The sequence below is a fragment of the Mesorhizobium sp. CO1-1-8 genome (assembly GCF_020164875.1).
Classification (GTDB): Bacteria; Pseudomonadota; Alphaproteobacteria; order Rhizobiales; family Rhizobiaceae; genus Mesorhizobium.
Genome location: NZ_JAIUGZ010000002.1, coordinates 329927 through 347297, shown reverse-complemented (window position 1 = coordinate 347297; position 17371 = coordinate 329927). Strand labels below are relative to the sequence as shown.

Sequence of the window (17371 nt, the reverse complement as noted above, 5' to 3'; positions counted from 1 at the left end):
CCTTGCCGGCACTACAGCTGACAAGCCGTGTCAGGACGACTGATATAGCGGCTATGTGACGACGATTTCTCACATGACGGCTAGGGAATCGTCCTGACCGGTCAATTGCCAGGTCGCCGGACATTTGTATTCACCCTGGTGGCTGCGGATCAGCGAAAAACTCCGCACTGTCCAGGATATCGGCTCAACAATCTGTTCCCGCACTTTCGGAACGCCCCTCCTGTCGCGAAGCAGCGTGACATGTGGCTCCAGCGAGGTCGTGATGAATGGCTTTAGCGGGCTGTCGTCAATCACGGCAGAGAGCTTGCGCCAGAAGGCTTGCAAAGTCGGCGAATGGTCGCTGCTGCGAAGCACCAGCGCCCCGCCGCCGAAAGCCGACAGCCGGTCGAAGCAAACATCGAATGGTGTGGCCTGGATCAGCAAGCCGACTTGGCGGGCGATCTCCACCACACGCTTCTGTTTGCCGTCGCCAAGGCCGATCAGGGACATATGCATTTGATCGGTTGGCGTCAGCCATCCCCGCAATCTCAGTTCCTGATTGTAGTGCTCAGCCCTGCGCCGCAGCATGGCATTGACCGGGTCTTCAACGAGAAATCCGTAGAACAGATGCGGCTCCCGGATCGGGTTCTGTCCTTCAAATTGGAAAAAGGTCTGACCGTTCTTCGCGGTTCCGTATGAAAATTGCCCACTCACAACCGATCTCGTCCGGCAGATTGTATCAAGCCGAGAAATCTAGAACAAAAAGCGAACAAATCAAGTGAAAACAAAACCGGCGCTAATGGTTTCCGCATCAGCGCCTGCAAATTTAACGGTAGAGGAAGCTTTTCGAGCAGGGGGCGAACCCTGCGCCGTAGCCGATGCCCTTGACCTCCCCGAAAATCAGTCGGCATACCCCCGGCCGTTGACAGACAGCTTGTAGCCACCGCGCGGCGCGAACGTGTGCTCCGGCTATTTAACGTCGACAAAACTAGCCTGGCAGCACCGGGCAGTTGGCGCCACGGCGCAGGCTGATATGCGCCACGTCTCCGGCGCTGAATTGAAAACCCTCAGCCTGGCGCGGCGCATCGATGACAACAGGTGCGCCCTGCCCGAGTTCGGCATGCAGGCGCAGCGTGCGGCCGTGAAAGACGATGCTGTTGACGCGTGCCGGCGCGGTGCCGGGCGCGGCCTCGGTCATCGCCAGCAGATCCTCCGGACGCACGCCGATGGTGCGGGAGGCGCCCTCGGCAGGCGCCTCGCCGGTTTCAGAAATAGCCTCCAGCTGCAGGGTGCCGGCGGTGAAACGCAGGCGATCGCCATCGCGGCCGACAAACCGAGATTGCAGGAGATTCATGGTGCCGATGAAGCTCGCCACAAACTTCGTGGCGGGCCGGTCGTAAAGGGTGGCCGGCGGCGCGATCTGCTCGATGCGGCCCTTGTTCATGACGACGATGCGGTCGGAGATCGACAAGGCTTCGGTCTGGTCGTGTGTGACCATGACGAAGGTGGTGCCGAGCCGCGACTGCAGCCGCTTCAGTTCGACCTGCATCTGTTCGCGCAAATGCGCATCGAGCGCCGACAGCGGCTCGTCGAGCAGCAGCACGCGTGGTTCGCAGACGATGGCACGCGCCAGCGCGACACGCTGGCGCTGGCCGCCCGACAGTTCGGAGACGCGGGCGCCAAGCTTGTCGGCAAGACCGACCATATCGAGGGCTTCGCCGGTGCGCTTTGCCTGCTCGGCGCCAGACAGTTTGCGCAGCGACGGGCCGAAGCCGACATTTTCGGCAACATTCATGTGCGGAAACAGCGCGTAATCCTGGAAAACGGTGTTGACCGGCCGGTCGAAGGGGCGAAGGACGGTGATGTCGCGGCCGTCGAGCAACACCTTGCCGCTCGACGGGCTCTCGAAGCCGGCGATGACGCGCAGGCTGGTGGTCTTGCCGCAACCCGACGGCCCGAGCAGCGTGATGAACTCGCCGCTGATAATGTCAAGATCGACGGCGTCGAGCCCGACGATGCCGCCAGGAAAAATCTTCGAGACCGCCTGCAGCCGGACGAGTGGATCAGGCGCCATCGCGAACCTCGGAGGGCTTCGTGGTGTTGACCCAGAGGATCTGGCAGCGCTCGGCGCCCGGATTGCGGAAGGCATGCAAAAGCGTGCTCTTGAACGCAAAACTGTCGCCAGCCTTCAGCACGTATTTTGTCGAATCTACCACCAGTTCGACCTCCCCGGTCAGCACGAAGCCGAATTCATGGCCGGCATGCGCATAGGCCTCGGCCGTGCCGCCGCTGGCTTCCACCGTCACCAGCATGCCGGTCAGCGTCGCGCCCGGCGGTGACAGCAGCGCCTTGGCAATGCCTTCCGATTTGACCGGGATTTGCCGCCGCTTGTCGGCGCGCACGCAATAGAGATCGTTGGCCGCATCGTTGCCGTCGGCAATCAGCGCCGACGGCTCGATGTCGAGGGCAGCGGCGAGCGGCCAGATCACCTTGACGCGCAGCGAGGACATGCCGCGCTCGATCTGGCTCAGTGCCCCGATCGACACGCCGGCCTTTGCCGCAAGATCGGCCAGCGACAGGTTGCGCTCGAGACGCAGCGCCCGCACGCGCCGGCCGACCCGCACATCGGCATCGTCCTTCGGCTTCCCAGCCGGTTCGTCCAGCATGTCCATCCATTCGTCCTCGTCTTGTTCCCTTCTCCCCTTGTGGGGTGAGAAGCGGTCCGCGCAGCGGACGAAAGGCCAATTGCTTGGCTTTTCGAGCTTCGAACGCCCTGGCCCTGCGAAGGGCCGGGCGTGGTTAGTCGATCCACCCTGCCGGGTCCCCGCTGCTTCGCAGCGTCCCGGCGTTCGCCGGCCTTTCATCGTGCCACTGGCACGATGAATTCGCTTACGCGAACCGGCTGCTCACCCCAGAAAGAGAGAAGGGAAGAACCTCAACTCACCCGCCTGCCTTGACCTTTTCGAACATCTTGGCGAGGTCGTCATTCTGTTTCATCGGGCCGGTGAAGATGGTGGTCTTCAGCATCACCTCCGGGTCGGACGGCAGCTGCAATTTCTCCAGCTCCTCCTTCGGCACCGCCGTGAAGGCCGAACTGGTCGAGCTGCCATAGCCGTAGGCCTCGATCAGGTATTTGCCGGAATCCGTCTCCAGCCGGCTGTTGATGAAGTCATAGGCAAGATCGACGTTCTTGGCGTCCTTGAGCATGACGAAGCCGCAGGCCCAGGTCAGCATGCCCTCCTTCGGCTTCATGAACTCGACCGGCACGCCCTGCTTCTTAAGCGAGGTGGCGGACGCGTTCCAGGTCATGGCGGCGACCAGCTGGCCGCTGGCCAGCGCCTGTTCGACAGAGGTCATGTCGGTGGTGTAGTTGGAGAGCAGCGGGCGCTGCTCGCGCAGCTTCTCGGCGACCTTGTCCATTTGCTCCGGCGTCATGTCGAACGGATTGACGCCGGCGAGCAGCGCCGCCACGACAGGCGTGTCATGCACGGCGTCGATCGTCGCCATGCGGCCGGAATACTGCTTGTCCCACAGCAGGTTCCAGCTGGCTTCCGGGTTCTTCACCAGATCGGTGCGGTAGAGGATCGAGGTGTTGCCCCAGTCCCACGGCACCATCCAGACCTTGCCGTCACCGGCCTGCAGGTCGGGCAGATTCCTGAACACCGGGAAAATCGAGTCCCAGTTCTTGATGCGCTTGGTGTCGATCGGCTGCAGCAGGCCTTCCTTGTTCCAGCGCGCCACCTTGTCATAGCAGGGATGCGCGATGTCGGGGCGGAAGCCGGCCTTGACCTTGGTGAAGGCGTCGTCGTCGTCACCGAAGATGGAGGCCTCGACGCCATCGGGATGCGCGGCGAGGAAGCTCTTGTTGAAATCGGGCAGTTCATAGCCCGACCAGGTGAAATATTGCAGCTTGTCGCCGGCGAAAGCGACGGTCGACGACAGCGCCAGCGCGAACGCCGTCAATCCAGCGCAAACAGTCTTTGCAGAGATCGATTTCAGGTCGAATGCCATTGCAGTTCTCCTCTCTTGGTTTGTTTTGGTTGTGATGGATCCGCGGACTTTGGCGCCGTGGCGGACAGGCCGCGATGGCGCAGGATTTCAGCTACTGCAGCGATGACGAAGGACACCGCCAGGATCGACGTGCCCAGAGCCATGACCGTCGGCAACGACTTTGGAAAACGCAGCTGGCTCCAGATGTAGAGCGGCAGCGTCGGCTCGATGCCGGCCAGGAAGAAGACGACGATGAATTCGTCGAAGGAGATCAGGAAGGCCAGCATGAAAGCCGAGACGATGGCCGGAAGACTGAGCGGCAGCATGACCCGCCGGAAGGTCGTCCAGTCGGAGGCACCGAGATCGAGCGCCGCCTCGCGAATGGTTTTCGGGATGGCGGCGAAGCGGCTGCGCATGATCACCACCGTCGTCGGCAGCGCGACCAATATGTGGCCGAGAACGATGGCGATGCGCGATGGACCAAGACCGATGAGATTGATGAGGATCAGCAGCGATATGCCGACGATGACGCCCGGGATCAGGATCGGGAGCCTAGCGATGGCGCTGATGGTGGCGGCCAGCGGCGAGCGGCCATAGAGGTCCATATAGGACACGGTGATGCCGCAAAGCGTTGCGCCAGTGGCGGCAATGACACCGATGACGAGGCTGTTCAAGAGCGCACCGGTCAGCGCCGAATTGCCGAACAAAGTCGCATACCATTGCAAGGTAAAGCCTTGCAGCGGAAACGCTGCCTGGATCGAGTTGTTGAAGGAAAACAGCGGGATCAGCAGCACCGGCAGATAGAGAAAGACCAGATAGGCGACGACGTAGACGCCGAGCCAGCGGCCGCTGTCCTGAGTGCGCGTGCTCATGTGCGGCTGCCAAATCTGCGGTCGGCGAAGCGCGCGACCAGCACCACGCAGAGGATGACCAGCATGACGGCGACGGAGAGTGCTGCGCCAAACGGCCAGTCATTGGCCTTGCCGAATTGCGCCTGGATCAGCGTCCCGATCATCGTGCTCGCCGGGCCGCCGACGAGCGCCGGCGTGACATAGTCGCCGACCGTCGGCACGAAGACGACGAGGGCGGCCGCCAGCACGCCCGGCATCGAATTGGGCAGCACGACACGGCGGAAGGAGGTGAATGGCCGCGCGCCGAGATCGGAAGCGGCCTCGATCAGCGATTTCGGGATCGTGTCCAGCGCCACATAGATCGGCAGGATGGCAAACGGCGCATAGGCGTGCGCCAGCGTGACGACGACGGCGGCCGGCGTGTTGAGAAAGGCCAATGTCGGCTCGGACCAGATGCCGCTTTCGATCAGCGCCGAGTTCAAAACGCCATTGTAGGCGAGCACGATCTTCCAGGCGAAGACGCGCAGGAGATAGCTGGTCCAGAATGGCAGCGTCACCAGGAACAGTAGCAGGCCGCGCCGCCGGCCGGCGTGGAAGGCAAGATAGTAGGCGATGGGATAGGCAGTGACGACCGTGGCCAGCGTGACCAGAGCGGCAATGATCAGCGAGCGTAGCGTCACCGTCCAGTACAGCGGATCGGACACCACGGTGACAAAATTCGCCACGGTGAAGCCGGCGCCGAGAAGCGAACCGTCATTGCCGCGGAAGGCGAGAAAAAGCACCAGGCCGAGAGCAAACAGGATCAGCAGGAAGGTGACCAGCGCGCCCGGCAGCAGCATTGCGAACCGGAAGCCCTGAGATGACCGGGCCTCTGGCGCTGATGTTGCAACTAGGGTCGACATCGACCTGCCTGTTGGAAAATTTGAAATTGTCCTAGACTTTTTCATATTCATGAAACTGTCAAGCACAATCCCCTAACGGAATCCCATGGAGATGAATCGCCTTGTCAGCGCTCCAACGCATCGAGCAGACGATACCAAGCGATAGTCGCGGCGACGCCGATCTGGCGGAAGGCGTGAAACGGGATCGGCCGGATCGGCGAGACCGGGAAAGGCAATTGCCTGGCGTCACCACTTTGGAGATAGCCAGCGATGCGCTCGCCAAGCGCGGTCATCAGGCCGACACCACGACCCTGGCAACCGACCACGGCCAGCAGGCCCTGCTCGGGCTCGTGGATGTGCGGCAGGTGGTCCGGCGTCATCGCCACCCGGCCGAACCAGCGCTTCTCGATGGCGACACCAGCCAGCGAGGGATAGAGCCGTACCAGCGCCCGCTCGAGATGCGCCCAGTCATTGGCGCTCGTCGGCAGCGCCATGCGACCCCGTCCGCCAAGCACCAGCCGGCCGTCGGCGCTCTTGCGGTAGTAGACGAGGATGCGCCGGGAGTCCGACACCGCCTGCCCTTCCGGCAGGATCGTGGCCACCAGATCGGGCGACAGCGGCGCTGTGGCGATCTGAAAGGAATGCAGCGGCACGATCGTCTGGGCGAGACCGGGGATCAGACCGTCCGTATAGGCGTTTGTCGCCAGCACGACCGCCTTCGCCTGCAATTCCAGGCCATTTTCGGTCAAAATACGCCAATCACCGGCGGCTTTGGCGAGCCGCACGACCCTTTGGCGCTCGGCTATCTTCACTCCAGCCGCGGTCGCGACCCGTGCAAGTTCCGACGTATAGGCGAGCGGGTCGATGACTCCAGCGCGGCGGTCGAGCCAGCCGCCGAGATAACCCCGCGCACCGGTCCTGGCTGTGATCTCCGCCGCGCTCAGAAGCTGGACATCGGCGCCGCGCGCGTGCCATTGCCGGTCGCGGTTCGCCGCCGACCTCAGCGCAACCTCGGTGTGCGCCGCCTGGATCCAGCCATTGCGAACGAACGGCACCGCCAGCTTCTCGTCGCGGATCAGTTCGAACACCGCATCGGCGGTCGACGCCGCGAAATTGACAAGCGCCTCGCCGCGCTCCGGGCCAAAATGCTCAAGCAGCCATTCCGGATCGTATTTCAGGCCGGGAATGACCTGGCCGCCATTCAAGCCTGATGCGCCCTGGCCGATCTCGCCGGCGTCCAGCACCCGCACCGACAGGCCAAGCCGGGCGGCATGCAAGGCGGTCGACAAGCCCATGATGCCTCCGCCGACGATGGTGAGATCGACACGCTCGCCATTGGGAAGCGATTGAAACGTGGAAGCTGCCGGCGGCCTTCGCCAGATCGGATCGGAGAATGCTGTCGCCAAGGGTCACCTGAAATGCGCTGCGATTGGTGAAAATCCTAGTCAGAATTTCACAGTTTTGAAAGAGCACCTTGGGCGTTCGTCTGTGGACTGCCGCCGAGCCGATCGGAGACCCAAAGTTCCGATCGCCTGCGACGGGATAGACCTTTGATGGGAATCCGGTGAAAGTGCCGCGCCGATCCGGCCAGACCACATTCTCGATCACTCAGAGGACAGAGCGCTATGACGAACCCGACCCACCTGCCCAGCGAGGGCCTTTTTGTCGGTCGCGCCAGAAGCAGCGATGCCGCATACCCGCTGCTCGTCACGGTCCGCGACGGCACGGTCTTCGACATCACGTCGCGTGCGGCACCGACTGTGCGTGACATCTGCGAGATGCCGGATCCTGTTGGCCATGTGGTATCGGCCGAGGGCAGACCGATCGGATCGCTCGATGACATCGCCGCCAACAGTTTTGAAACCGGGCGCGATCCCGCAAAACCCTACCTGCTCTCCCCGGTCGACCTGCAGGCGGTCAAGGCATCGGGCGTCACCTTCGTCGTCAGCCTGCTGGAACGGGTGATCGAGGAACAGGCGCGCGGTTCGGCTGAAAAAGCCGATGCCATCCGCGCCGACATTGCAGGACTGATCGGCCACGATCTGTCAAAGCTGAAGCCCGGTTCGCCCGAAGCGATGGAGATCAAGGCCAAGCTGATTTCGCGCGGCGCCTGGTCGCAATATCTGGAAGTGGGCATCGGCCCGGATGCCGAGATCTTCACCAAGTGCCAGCCGATGGCCTCGGTGGGCTTCGGCGCCGATGTCGGGCTGCACCCGGTGTCGACCTGGAACAATCCGGAACCCGAGATCGCCATGATCGCCGCCTCCAGCGGCAGGATCGTCGGCGCCACCATCGGCAACGACGTCAATCTGCGCGATGTCGAAGGGCGATCGGCGCTGCTGCTCGGCAAGGCCAAGGACAACAATGCCTCGGCCTCACTCGGCCCCTTCATCCGCCTGTTCGATGACAAATTCTCCATCGATGACGTCAAGCGCGCCGTCGTGCGTCTGAAAGTCGAGGGCGAGGACGGGTTCTCGTTGGAGGGCGCAAGCTCGATGGCCGAGATCAGCCGCTCGCCGGAGGAACTGGTCGCCGCGGCCATGGGGCCGCACCACCAGTATCCGGACGGGCTGGCGCTCTATCTCGGCACCATGTTCGTTCCGTCCAAGGACCGCGGCGAGAAGGGCAAGGGGTTTACCCACAAGGTCGGCGACATCGTCACCATCTCGTCGGAGAAATTCGGTGCGCTGGTCAACCGGGTGCGGCTCTCGCCAGATTGTCCGCACTGGACCTACGGCGCCAGCCATCTGATGCGGGAACTGGCCAGAGCCGATCTGATCTAGCAACTGGTATCGTCGACGCCCAGCCAGGGTTGCTCCGGACCTGGTCCCGTGGGCGTAGGATGGTCGCCGGCGTGACACTTGTCGGCGCAGGCCACGTTCGCGCGACCCGAAACGATCACACCAATTATCCGACAGTCGGAAAATCACCTCGACTGATGCAATCTGATGGGACGGCTGATGACGATCCGTCAGGCGCCCACTACACCTGCAGATGGAGGCTTGCCATCCGTCGAAAAAGGGGATGCTCTGACGCATTCAACCGGCGCTGGCAAAAGACGCGGAACAAGGGACGGATTTTGAACTGACCATCTACAAACGGGAGGAAATCAAATGCTGACACGGCTAAGACTCGTTCTATACGGCCTGTTGGTGGCGCTGATGGTGATACCAGCAGCGGCACAGGCCAAGACGTTCTACTGGATTTCGCATGGCGGTCCGGCCGATCCGGTCTGGACCTACTTCCTGGCCGGGGCCAAGCAGTGGGCCAAGGACACCGGAAACACGGTCAACACCTCGTTCCACAACGGCGATGTCGCCTCGCAGCAGGAAGCGGTTCGCGCCGCCCTCTCCGCCAAGGCCGATGGCATCGTCACGACGAGCCCTGATCCGGGCAGCCTGATCGAGATCGTCAAGGAAGCGCGTGCGGCGAAAGTGCCGATCATCAATTTCAACACGCCTGATCCGAAAGCCGACTTCAACGCCTATGTCGGCGGCGACAACGTCACCTTCGGCAAGCACTGGGCGCAGTATCTGGTCGACAAAGGCCTGGTGAAGAAAGGCGACTTCGTCTGGATGCCGGTCGAAATCCCCGGCGCCACCTATGGCGTGCAGGAAGAAGAAGGCATCAAGAGCGTCTTCGAGCCGCTCGGCATCACCTATGAAATCACGGAAGCCACGCTTGATCAGGCTGAAGTGATCAACCGCATGGTCGACTACCTCACCGCCAACAAGGCCAAGGTCAAGGCGATCATCGGCCTGGGCGATCTCGTCACCGGCTCGATCAAGCGGGTGTTCGACCAGGTCGGCATCAAGCCGGGCGAAATCCCGGTCGTCGGCTGGGGCAACTCGCTCGACACCACCCAGGAAGTGCTGAACGGCTACGTCAATGCCGGCCAGTGGCAGGACCCGCAGGCGACCAGCTATGTCGCGCTTTCGCTGGCCAATATGGCCGCCGGCGGCATTCCTCCGGGCTTCAACGTCATCACCGGCGCGCTCTACGAAAAAGACACCGCGCAGATCTACGACGACATCCTGTCCGGCAAGTAACATCCAACCTCGACAGTCGCGGCCGCCCAACGGTCGCGACTGGCTCTCCATTTCGCCGAGCCCTTTGCACGCGATGTGCAACGCTCAGCCTTCCACTCATGTCGCGGATTGCCTGTGGAAAATCATTCGCTCGTCCAACGCCTGATCGCACGGCCGGAATTCGGCCCTTTCGTGCTGCTCGTCGTCGAGATCGCCGTTTTCTGGAGTTTCAACCACGACTTCCTGTCGCCGCAGAACATTTCCAACACGCTGGCCTTCACGGTCGAGCTCGGCCTGATCGCGCTGGCGATGACGCTGTTGATGACATCGGGCGAGTTCGACCTCTCGGTCGGCTCCCTGTTCGGCTTCTCGCCGGTCTTGATGTGGACCCTGTTCAACAGTGGCCTGACCTCGCTCGAGGTCGGCTTTGTCGCCGCACTGCTGGTCGCCGCCTTCATCGGGCTGGTCAATGGCTGGTTCGTGACGCAGCTCAAGATCCCATCCTTCTTGGTGACGCTCGGCATGCTGCTGGTGGTGCGCGGTACCGCTCTTTTCGTCACCGATGGTTTTCCCCAGCGCACCTGGAGCGCGGAAGGCAGCTGGCTGGCGGAAGTGCTGGTCGGCGATTTCTTCATCGGCCCGTTCCGCATCTACATGTCGCTGTTCTGGTTCATCGCCGCGGCGATCGCGCTCGGCTATGTGCTGACGCAAAGCCGCACCGGCAACTGGATCCAGGCGGCCGGCGGCAACCCGAGCGCCGCAAGGGCGCGCGGCGTCAATGTCAGCGGCGTCAAGATCGGCCTGTTCGTGCTGTCGTCGGTCATGGCCTCGCTTGCCGGCGTCATCTCTTCGCTGCGCACTTCCGCCGCCAACCCCAACAGCGGTACCGGCTATGAGTTGGAAGTCATCGCCATGGTGGTTATCGGCGGTACCGCCCTGACCGGCGGGCGCGGCACGATCATCGGCACCGTGCTCGGCATCCTGATCCTGCGCGTGATGCGCAACGGCATCGTGCTGATCGGCGTGCCCGGTCTTGCCTACAACATCTTCATCGGGGCCATCATCCTCGGCATGATGGCCCTGCATTCATGGCTGGAACGCCGGCATCAGGCGGGGACTTGAATCATGGCCGAGCCACTGATCCGCATGACGAACATCCGCAAGTCCTACGGCCGCGTGCAGGCGCTGGAGGATGCCAATTTCCATGTCAATGAACGGGAGATCGTCGGCTTGCTCGGCGACAATGGCGCCGGCAAGTCGACACTGATCAAGGTGCTTTCGGGTGCCGTTCCGCTGACCAGCGGCGATATCTTCATCCGCGGCAAGAAGGTGAGCCTGCGCAGCACCAGCGACGCCATCGCCCACGGCATCGAGACGATCTACCAGGACTCGGCGCTGGTCACGCAACTGTCGATCGCCCGCAATCTGTTCCTCGGACGCGAGCCGATCAAGCCGCCGCGCTTCCTCAACCGGATGGACCAGGACGCCATGAACACGGTTGCCCGCGACTTGCTCAAGCAGGTCGGCATCACCAAGAACATCCCGCCGACGACGCCGATCGGCTCGCTCTCCGGCGGCGAGCGCCAGGCGGTGGCGATCGCGCGCGCCATGCATTTCGACAGCGACCTGATCATCCTCGACGAGCCGACCAACAATCTGGGCGTCGCCGAAACACAGGGCGTGCTGAGTTTCGTGCGCAACGCCCGCGATTCCGGCCATTCCTGCATTTTCATCGCCCACAACATCCACCATGTCTTCCAGGTGGTCGACCGCATCGTCGTCATGCGCCGGGGCAAGGTGGTCGCCGACGACATCGACCCGAAGAAGACCAGCGTGGCAGAGGTCGAACGGATCATCACCGGCATGTCGGACAAGGAAATCCGCGATGCTATCGCCGATGGCAAGCCGTCGCACTGACTTTCGGGTGATTGGCGCCAATCACCCGTAGCCTCAGATCGCATCGCTTGTCTGGCGCGGCATCGCAGGGCGTATAGGGTAGCGGCATGAAAAGCCCCGCAGTGCGGGCTGTGGGTAGCGGCATGAAAGCCACCGTCTCGGACATCGCCCGCAATTGCGGGCTGTCGACCGCAACGGTCGACAGGGTGCTGAATAACCGGCCGGGTGCGAGTGCGGCCAACCGCCAGCGCGTCATGGAGGCGGCCAAGCAACTCGGCTATCTGCCGGTCGCCGATCAGGTGACGCTGCCCTCACGGCCCGCCCATCTCGAATTCCTGCTGCCGATCGGCAGCAATGCCTTCATGCGCGATCTTGCGGGGCATATCGAGGACTACGCCGCGCGTCTGCCGCTTGTCGCCTCGTGCCGGATCCACAGCCTCGCCGGCATCTCGCCGAACGCACTGCAGAGCGCTGTCGAAAACCTGTCGCTCAGGGCCAATGGCGTCGGCGTGATCGCCGTCGATCATCCGCGCACGCGCAACATCCTGCGTGACATCGTCGAAGCCGGCATGCGGCTGGTGACGCTGGTATCCGATGTTCCGGCGGCACCGCGCGCGGCCTATGTCGGCATTGACAACCGGGTGGCGGGACGAACGGCGGCGCTGCTGATGGGACGCTTCCTTGGCGGCCGCACCGGCCATCTGGCGATGGTCGTCGGCTCACGTTCCTATCGCGGCCACGAGGAACGCGAAATGGGTTTCCGCTCGGTGCTCAATGAGGAGTTTCCCAATCTGACCGTCAGCAGCGCCGTCGAGATCAACGACGAGCCCGATGCCAGCTACACCGAGACCATGAAGGCGCTGCACGACGAGCCGGAACTGCTCGGCATCTATTGCGTCGGAGCTGGACATTCGGGCGTTGCAAAGGCGATCCGGGAGGCCAGACCGAACCGCAAGCCGGTGTTCATCTGCCACGACTTGACCAAGGATACGCGCGGTCATCTTGTCGACGACCTGCTCGATGTCGTCATCGATCAGAATGCCAGGCTGATCGCGGAACAGTCGGTGATTCGTCTGCTCGGCTCGATTGCCTCCTCGGCACCCTATCTGACGCGCAAGTTCATCGAACCGCGCTTGATCTTCAGGGAAAACGTCCCGGTGCAGTGAAGCAGGCGGTCTGGCAAAATGCCTGTTGCCGGATTTGTATGATAATTGGCACGGCAAATCTGCACAGCAGCTATGCAAGTTTCTTTGTTGCCGAATCGTTGGGCAACTCGTAGGTTCTGGTTGTCGGCCATCTACTCCTCCCAGATGCGATGCCGACGCTGAATGGGGTGCACCTCCTCCCGCGCCACATTCGAAAATCGAGCCCGCTGCCACCTCCTCCCGGCAGCGGGCTTTTTTCGTTCAGCCCGTCGGAATTCCCATACCGCCAGGGTCAAAAGCGTAGGCGGCCCGTCATAGAACCCGCCAACAAACGTGACGGATATCAAATTGCGGCAGTGCCCCGGAACGAAACGATCAGCCCTTCGGCCATGCGCACGAACTGCGTGCTCGGACCTTCGGTACCCACGGTCTGCACGCTGACACGCGCGCCCTCCAACAGCAGCGACAACGTATCGGCGAGCAGTTCGGCCTGACCAATGCCGGCATCCCGACATAGCGTCACAAGGCGCGCGCGCTGGGCTTCCTTGAGCTCCTTGATCACCAGCCTGGCCGGATGATCCGGCTCGGTCAGCTCAGCGGCGGCGTTAGCCATGTCGCAGCCGCGGCCGTCAGCATTGAGCATGGCAGCCGCCTTGCGAACCCAGGCATGCAACTGGGCAAGCTTGTCACCAGGAAATTCGGCCTCGAATGCATCCCACATAGCGCCGGCCTTGGCCGCATTGGCGCGCAAGCATTCGACGATCAGTTCGTCCTTGGATTCGAAGTGACGATAGAGCGTCATCTTGTTCGTGCCGGCAGCTTCGGTGATGGCGTCGACGCCGACGCCCTTGATGCCATGCTTGTGGAACATGTCGCGTGCCGTCTCCAGGATCCGATCCCGGGGACGAGAGCGCTCCACGATGCCGTCTGTCATCATGATCTCCTTTCGTTTCCAAAAAACCCTCGGCCACCTCTTGACTAGGGTGTTACCGGTCTGTAACTTCCAGAATGTTACTTACTGGTAACACCTATATCGTCCACCGTCAATAACAAGGCCGTGAACTGGCCTTGCCGACGAGAGGGACAAGAAACTGCCAATCATGCGGCCTCGGCCGGTGAAGAGATGAAAACGGTTCGCGAGCACGGGCTGCGAATCGACAGACAAGGAGCCGGCCATGCCACAGCGCCGCGATCTTACCATAGATGAGGCCGTCCGGGATCCGATGATCCGGTTGGTCATGAAAGCCGATGGCGTCGACCCGCGCGCCTTCGAGACGATGCTGCGCTCTCTCGCCGATGCGCAGCGCGGCGAGGTGCCGTTGCTGCGTTCGCGGGACGACCTCGGTGACAAGCGCGGCCAGAGGCTGTCCAGAGTTGCCAGCGCCTTCGGGCGGGCAACAGCAGCCGGAGAGGCGTGCGTGTCGTGGTAAACTTTTTCATTCACCGTCCGATCTTCGCCTCGGCGATCGCCATCATCATGGTGCTCGCGGGGTCGATTTGTTATTTCCTGCTGCCCGTCTCGCAGTTTCCCGACATCACACCGCCGCAGGTCGTGGTCAGCGCCCATTATCCGGGCGCCAGCGCGCAAGTGGTGGCAGACACGGTGACGACGCCGCTGGAGCAGCAGATCAACGGCGTGCAGGGCATGACCTACATGTCGTCGACGAGTTCCAATGACGGCTCCTCGACCATCACCATCACCTTCGATGTCGGCTATTCGCTGAGCACCGCCGCCGTCGACGTGCAGAACCGCGTCTCGCAAGCCGCCTCGTCGCTGCCGGCGATCGTCAATCAGGGCGGCGTGACGATCAAGAAGCAGAACCCGAACTTCGTCCTCATCGTCAACCTGACCTCCCCCGACAGTTCGGTCGATCCGGTGGCGTTGAGCAACCTTGCCTATCTGCAGGTGGTCGATCCGCTGAAGCGGTTGCCAGGTGTCGGCGACGTGCAGATCTTCGGCGAGCGGCGCTATTCGATGCGCGTCTGGCTCGATCCCGACAAGCTCGCCAATCTCGGCATCACTGCGGTTGACGTGCAAAACGCCATCGCCGAACAGAACGTCCAGGTGGCGGCCGGCAAGATCGGCCAGTCGCCGGCACCCGCCGGCACCGCCTTCGAGATGCAGGTCAACGCCGTCGGCCGGTTGAGCGATCCCAAGGAATTCGGCGACATCGTCGTGCGCGCCAACACCAATGCCGGCTCGCTGGTCAGGCTGCGGGACGTCGCCCGCATCGAGCTTGGCGCGCTGCAATATTCGTCGTCGGCTTTCTTCGGCAAGGACCCGACCGTGGTGCTTGCCGTCTACCAGATGCCCGGCTCCAACGCGCTCGATCTGCAGCAGCGCGTCAAGGACAAGATGCAGGAGCTGTCGGGACGCTTCCCGAAGGGCGTGTCCTATGCGATGCACTACGACACCACCCGCTTCGTCTCGGCGTCGATGCATGACGTGCTGATCACGCTCGGCGAAGCGCTGGTGCTGGTCGTCGCCGTGGTGTTCCTCTTCCTGCAGAGCTGGCGCACGACGATCATCCCGACCATCGCCATTCCGGTGTCGCTGGTGGCGACGCTGGTCGTCATGGAGATGCTCGGCTTCTCGCTCAACATGCTCTCCCTGCTCGGCATGGTGCTGGCGATCGGCCTGGTCGTCGACGACGCCATCGTCGTGGTCGAGAATGTCGAACGACAGTTGGAGGCCGGGCTCAAACCGCTTGCAGCGACCAAGGCCGCAATGACCGAGGTCACCGGACCGATCATCGCCACCACCGCCGTGCTGATGGCGGTGTTCGTGCCGGTCGCCTTCATTCCCGGCGTCTCCGGCAAGCTCTACAACCAGTTCGCGCTGACGGTGGCTATCTCCGTCGGCATCTCCGCCTTCAACTCGCTGACGCTGAGCCCCGCGCTCAGCGCTGCCTTCCTGCGGCATCGCGGCGAGACGCAGTTCGCCCCGTTCCGCTGGTTCAACACCGGCTTCGACAGGCTGTCGCATGCCTATGCCAATGGCGTGCGCATCCTCATCCGCTTGCGCTGGATCATGCTCGGCCTGTTCGCGGCCGGACTGGTCGCCACCTACTTCGTCTGGCAGCGCCTGCCCTCGACCTTCCTTCCGGTCGAGGACCAGGGCTATTTCTTCGTCGTCATCCAGTTGCCCGACGGCGCGTCGCTGGAACGCACCGACGCGGTGGCGCAGAAGGCGCGCGACATCCTGCAGGCGACACCCGGCGTCGACATCGTCGGCTCGATCAGCGGCCTGAACTTCCTGACCAGTGCCGCGCAGTCGAATTCGGCGGTCGAATTCGCCATCCTGAAGCCCTGGGAGGAACGCGGTCCCGACCAGAGCGCGTCGAAGCTCGTCGCCGACGTGCGCGGCAAGCTGATGCAGATTCCGGAAGCCTTCGCGCTGAGCTTCGATCCGCCGTCGATCCCTGGTATCGGCACCACGGGCGGCTTCGAATTCGTCGTCGAGGATCTCACCGGCCGTGGCAGTTCAGCCCTCAACGATGCGACGCAAGCCGTGATCGCCGAGGCGCGCAAACAGCCGGAGATCAACCCGCAACAGCTGTTCTCGCCGTTCTCGACCTCGACGCCGCAGTTCAACTACGACCTCGACCGCAGCAAGGCCAAACTGCTCGGCCTCAGCCTGCCTGACGTGTTCAACACACTGCAGATCTATCTCGGCTCGCTTTACGTGAACGACTTCAACCTGTTTGGCCGCACCTTCCGGGTGACCATCCAGGCCGACAAGGATGCACGTGCGGGTGCCGCCGACATTTCGCGGCTCTATGTGCGCAATGCCTCCGGCGGCATGGTGCCGCTCTCGACGCTGGGCAAACTCGTGCCCTTCGTCGGCCCGGAAACCGTGCCGCATTACAACAACAATGCCTCGGCCTCGATCAATGGCGGTGCCGCACCCGGCTTCTCCTCGGGCCAGGCGGTTGCCGCAATGGAACGGGCCGCCGCCACCGCGCTGCCAAGGGATTTCGGTTTCGAATGGACCGGCATCACCTTCCAGGAGCTCAAGGCAGGATCGATCGCGTCCGTCGTCTTCGGCCTCGCCATCGTCTTCGTCTTCCTGATCCTGGCGATGCAGTATGAGAGCTGGGCGATGCCGTTCATGGTGCTGTTGGCGGTGCCACTGGCCCTGTTCGGCGCCTTCGTAGCCTTGTTGCTGCGTGGCATGCAGATCGACGTCTACTCGCAGATCGGCTTCGTCATGCTGATCGGCCTGGCGGCGAAGAATGCGATCCTGATCGTCGAATTCGCAAGGCGACGGCGCGAGGAAGGCCTCAGCATCGTCGATGCGGCGATGGAGGCGGCACGGCTCAGGCTGCGGCCGATCCTGATGACGGCCTTCGCCTTCATCCTCGGCGTGCTGCCGCTGATGTTTGCGACTGGCGCCGGTGCGGCAAGCCGGCAGTCGATCGGCACCACCGTGTTCGGCGGCATGGTCGCGGCGACCATCCTGTCGCTGGTGTTCGTACCGGTGTTCTACGCGGTCATCGAACAGCTGCGTGAACGCCGCGGCAATGACGAGCCCGCCTCTCAAGACAATGAACCAACTGCTGAGCACGCCTTGCCGCCCCTGGCGGAAGCGGCCGAATAAG

Annotated in this window: 15 protein-coding genes; 7 read left to right on the top strand and 8 right to left on the bottom strand. The window is 62.8% G+C overall.

The features are described 5' to 3' along the window. Positions 1-69: 69 nt before the first annotated feature. From LB558_RS05000 to LB558_RS04970, 7 genes are all read right to left on the bottom strand, one after another. On the bottom strand, positions 70-693 hold the full coding sequence (locus LB558_RS05000) for a 2'-5' RNA ligase family protein (RefSeq protein ID WP_224696503.1): 624 nt from the start codon (positions 691-693) through the stop codon (positions 70-72). Between the two features lie 274 nt (positions 694-967). Continuing rightward, positions 968-2053 carry an ABC transporter ATP-binding protein gene (locus tag LB558_RS04995; RefSeq protein ID WP_224696502.1) on the bottom strand — a complete coding sequence of 362 codons (1086 nt, stop codon included), beginning with the start codon at positions 2051-2053 and terminating at the stop codon, positions 968-970. Then, a complete protein-coding gene (locus LB558_RS04990) occupies positions 2043-2651 on the bottom strand; it encodes a cupin domain-containing protein (RefSeq protein ID WP_224696501.1) in 609 nt (202 codons plus the stop codon). Before LB558_RS04990 ends, LB558_RS04995 begins: the two co-directional genes overlap by 11 nt. Positions 2652-2919: 268 nt before the next feature. Next, entirely contained in the window at positions 2920-3990 is a 1071-nt protein-coding gene (locus tag LB558_RS04985) for an ABC transporter substrate-binding protein (protein ID WP_224696500.1), read from the bottom strand. Then, entirely contained in the window at positions 3975-4841 is an 867-nt protein-coding gene (locus LB558_RS04980) for an ABC transporter permease (protein ID WP_224696499.1), read from the bottom strand. The genes LB558_RS04985 and LB558_RS04980 overlap by 16 nt, the downstream gene beginning before the upstream one ends. Further along, positions 4838-5722, bottom strand: a complete 885-nt coding sequence (locus tag LB558_RS04975; protein ID WP_224696498.1) for an ABC transporter permease — start codon at positions 5720-5722, stop codon at positions 4838-4840. Before LB558_RS04975 ends, LB558_RS04980 begins: the two co-directional genes overlap by 4 nt. A 104-nt stretch (positions 5723-5826) precedes the next feature. Next, complete coding sequence (locus LB558_RS04970; RefSeq protein WP_224696497.1) at positions 5827-7107, bottom strand: NAD(P)/FAD-dependent oxidoreductase; 1281 nt, start codon at positions 7105-7107, stop codon at positions 5827-5829. A 219-nt stretch (positions 7108-7326) separates the two neighbouring features. Between LB558_RS04970 and LB558_RS04965 the strand changes: the two genes are divergently transcribed. From LB558_RS04965 to LB558_RS04945, 5 genes are all read left to right on the top strand, one after another. Beyond that, positions 7327-8484: a fumarylacetoacetate hydrolase family protein gene (locus LB558_RS04965; protein ID WP_224696496.1), complete on the top strand. Its 1158-nt coding sequence runs from the start codon at positions 7327-7329 to the stop codon at positions 8482-8484. Between the two features lie 330 nt (positions 8485-8814). Next, positions 8815-9750 (top strand): substrate-binding domain-containing protein, encoded by a 936-nt coding sequence (locus tag LB558_RS04960; protein WP_023808703.1) that lies wholly within the window; start codon positions 8815-8817, stop codon positions 9748-9750. Positions 9751-9864: 114 nt separating this feature from the next. Next, a complete protein-coding gene (locus LB558_RS04955; RefSeq protein WP_127261641.1) occupies positions 9865-10851 on the top strand; it encodes an ABC transporter permease in 987 nt (328 codons plus the stop codon). 3 nt (positions 10852-10854) lie between these two features. Continuing rightward, complete coding sequence (locus tag LB558_RS04950; protein WP_224696495.1) at positions 10855-11646, top strand: ATP-binding cassette domain-containing protein; 792 nt, start codon at positions 10855-10857, stop codon at positions 11644-11646. A gap of 122 nt (positions 11647-11768) precedes the next feature. After that, positions 11769-12791, top strand: a complete 1023-nt coding sequence (locus LB558_RS04945) for a LacI family DNA-binding transcriptional regulator (protein ID WP_318011615.1) — start codon at positions 11769-11771, stop codon at positions 12789-12791. Between the two features lie 322 nt (positions 12792-13113). Here the strand turns inward: LB558_RS04945 and LB558_RS04940 are convergent, their stop codons facing one another. Continuing rightward, positions 13114-13704 (bottom strand): TetR/AcrR family transcriptional regulator, encoded by a 591-nt coding sequence (locus LB558_RS04940; RefSeq protein WP_224696493.1) that lies wholly within the window; start codon positions 13702-13704, stop codon positions 13114-13116. A gap of 241 nt (positions 13705-13945) precedes the next feature. Between LB558_RS04940 and LB558_RS04935 the strand changes: the two genes are divergently transcribed. Continuing rightward, the gene (locus LB558_RS04935) at positions 13946-14200 is read left to right on the top strand and encodes a hypothetical protein (RefSeq protein ID WP_224696492.1); all 255 of its coding nucleotides are present in this window, start codon (positions 13946-13948) and stop codon (positions 14198-14200) included. Then, positions 14194-17370: an efflux RND transporter permease subunit gene (locus LB558_RS04930; protein ID WP_224696491.1), complete on the top strand. Its 3177-nt coding sequence runs from the start codon at positions 14194-14196 to the stop codon at positions 17368-17370. The genes LB558_RS04935 and LB558_RS04930 overlap by 7 nt, the downstream gene beginning before the upstream one ends. Position 17371: the final 1 nt, after the last annotated feature.